At 57.3% G+C, this 2,679-nt stretch carries 4 protein-coding genes; all 4 read right to left on the bottom strand.

Features of this window, described 5'->3' with window-relative positions:
• The coding region (locus ACJHWT_RS25225; protein ID WP_410232384.1) for a C40 family peptidase at positions 1-278 on the bottom strand (278 nt) is incomplete at its 3' end.
• A gap of 5 nt (positions 279-283) precedes the next feature.
• The gene (locus tag ACJHWT_RS25220) at positions 284-982 is read right to left on the bottom strand and encodes a phage minor tail protein L (RefSeq protein WP_001534232.1); all 699 of its coding nucleotides are present in this window, start codon (positions 980-982) and stop codon (positions 284-286) included.
• Positions 982-1,311 (bottom strand): phage tail protein, encoded by a 330-nt coding sequence (locus ACJHWT_RS25215; protein WP_000847373.1) that lies wholly within the window; start codon positions 1,309-1,311, stop codon positions 982-984. Before ACJHWT_RS25215 ends, ACJHWT_RS25220 begins: the two co-directional genes overlap by 1 nt.
• A partial coding sequence (locus tag ACJHWT_RS25210) for a phage tail tape measure protein (RefSeq protein ID WP_410232383.1) occupies positions 1,308-2,679 on the bottom strand: 1,372 nt, incomplete at its 5' end. The genes ACJHWT_RS25210 and ACJHWT_RS25215, both read right to left, overlap by 4 nt.

The raw sequence follows: 2,679 nt of genomic DNA, 5'->3' as shown, positions 1-2,679 counted from the left end.
CACCACGGCAAATCACTCTGCACCTGCAGCCGCCGGTCGGCCTCACTCAGCCAGGGCAGACCACCGGGGTGGCTGTGGACCAGCGCCACAATCTCACCCTGCATCTCTGCCTGCAGCCAGTCCTCCGGAGCCATCCGGAAATAATCCTCCGGCTCACCGGAAATATTCACGCAGGGAAAATATCTTTCCCCCTCCGGCGCTCTCACCACGAAGCCGCACGACTCCGCTGGCGCACATCGCCGGGCGTGCGCCAGAATCGCTGATTCTGTCTCTGTCATGGTATTTACTGCGAAAGTTTGTTAATGGAAAGGAAGCCGCCAAAATTGCCGACGTTATTGCGAAACTTACAGCCGCTCAGGCATTTGCTGCATTTATCCTTCGTGATATCGGACGTCGGCTGGTCATATTCATCAGCGACTGCCGGACCGTGATAACCGCACTCATCGCCGCGATAGGTCCAGGTGCAGGTGTTGGCCAGCATGATACGCCCCGGAAAAACAGCGCCATCCGTTTCCGTCGGCGTGGACAGTACAAAGGAGGCACTCACCGCGCTCAGTTCGCTGCACTGCTCGATGCGCCAGCGGCTGATCACCTCCTGCTCCGGATCGGCGTCACTGTTTCCGTTGACGAAGTTCACCGCATCCAGAAAACGGGCGTAAACCTTACGCCGGACCACCGTTCCGCCGACCAGACTCTGCAGATCTTCCACCATACCGGTGACCATACCGTACAGGTTAGAAACCGTCAGCGTGGGGCGCGTACTGGTGCCTTTGCCATTCAGTTCAAAACCACTCCCCTGAATGGGATACGGCTGATACTGTCGCCCCTGCCAGGTGACCGGCTCACCTTTTTCGTTCTGCTCATTACAGAAAAAATAACGTTCTCCACCGACCTCTGTCAGGTCGATTTCCCAGAGCACCACGCTGGCCGACTGCTCCGCACGGGTGCATTCATTCAGTGTTTCCTGCCGGATATCCTGCATCAGTTCACCACCTGTTCAAACTCTGCGCTGAACTCAACACGCAGCATACTGACCCGCGACGACCATTTTGCGCAGGTCACCTTTATCTGCCGCCACTCATAAGGCGGCGTCCACAGAAAGGCTTTCCAGCCCCCGTGCTCTTCCAGAAACGACTCCAGTACCGTGGCCTCCTCACGGGGGACAGAAAGCGTCACGCTGTACGTTTTCAGGTTGGCATTCAGCCCGGCAGGCGCTCGCTGGGAATAGCCATCACCAAAGCGCACCTTTCTTACAGAAGGGACCGAAGCCACATCCATACCGGGTTTCACTTTCCAGCGGAAGGTCTTCATCGTCCACCTCCGGAGAACAGGCCACCATCACGCATCTGTGTCTGAATTTCATCACGGGCACCCTTGCGGGCCATGTCATACACTGCCTTCATCATCTGTGGACCTGGCAGACCATTCGTACCGTCGTTCTGAATCACCACGTGATTGTTCTGATTAAAATTAATGCCTTCAGCCCGCCGCATCTGCGCCGGACTTCCGGCACCGCCCACATAACCACCTTCCGCATAGCCCCGCATCAGGCGGTACAGGTTGCCGACACCAATCCGGCTGGTAGCCTCCTTCGTGAAGACAAATTCACCACGATGAACAATCCCCGCTGGCTCATATTTGCCGCCGGTTCCCGTAAATCCTCCGGTCGCAAAATGGAATTTCGCCGCAGCTGCCTGAATGGCTGTACCGCCTGACGCGGATTCGCCGCCACCAACAGCACCGCCAATGGCGCTGCCGATACTCCCGACAATCCCCACCATTGCCTGCTTAAGCAGAATTTCTGTCATCATGGACAGCACGGAACGGGTGAAGCTGCGCCAGTTCTGCTCACTGCCGGTCAGCATCGCCGCCATATTCTGCGCAATACCATCAAAGGTCTGCGTGGCTGCACTTTTAACCTGCAACATACTGTCCGTGGCACTCTCTTTCCACTCGCTCCAGCCGGACCTGAGGCCTGCCATCCAGCTCCCGCGAAGCAGGTCTTCAGCCGCCCAGGTCTTTTTCTGCTCTGACATGACGTTATTCAGCGCCAGATGATTATCGCCATACTGTTCCTTCAGGCGCTGTTCCGTGGCTTCCCGTTCTGCCTGCCGGTCAGTCAACCCCCGGCTTTTCGCATCAATAGCGGCCCGTTTTGCCCGTTGCTGCTGTGCGAATTTATCCGCTTGCTGCGCCAGCGCGTTCAGGCGCTCCTGATACGTGACCTTATCGCCAAGTGCAGCCAGCTGGCGTTTGTACTCCAGCGTCTCATCTTTATGCGCCAGCAGGGATTTCTCCTGTGCGGACAGCTGGCGACGTTGTGCCGCCTCCTCCAGTACCGCGAACTGACTTTCTGCCTTCCACAAATCCCGGCGCTGCTGGCTGATTTTCTCATTCGCTCCGGCATGCTTCTCCAGCGTCCGGAGTTCTGCCTGAAGCGTCAGCAGGGCAGCATGAGCACTGTCTTCCTGACGATCGCCCGCAGACACCTTCACGCCGGACTGTTTCGGCTTTTTCAGCGTCGCTTCATAATCCTTTTTCGCCGCCGCCATCAGCGTGTTGTAATCCGCCTGCAGGATTTTCCCGTCTTTCAGTGCCTTGTTCAGTTCTTCCTGACGGGCGGTATATTTCTCCAGCGGCGTCTGCAGCCGTTCGTAAGCCTTCTGCGCCTCTTCGGTA

It is taken from the genome of Escherichia sp. WS338 (assembly GCF_046486405.1).
GTDB lineage: Bacteria > Pseudomonadota > Gammaproteobacteria > Enterobacterales > Enterobacteriaceae > Escherichia > Escherichia coli.
Note: the sequence above shows the minus strand (reverse complement) of the source record. Positions and strands in the feature narration are given on the sequence as shown.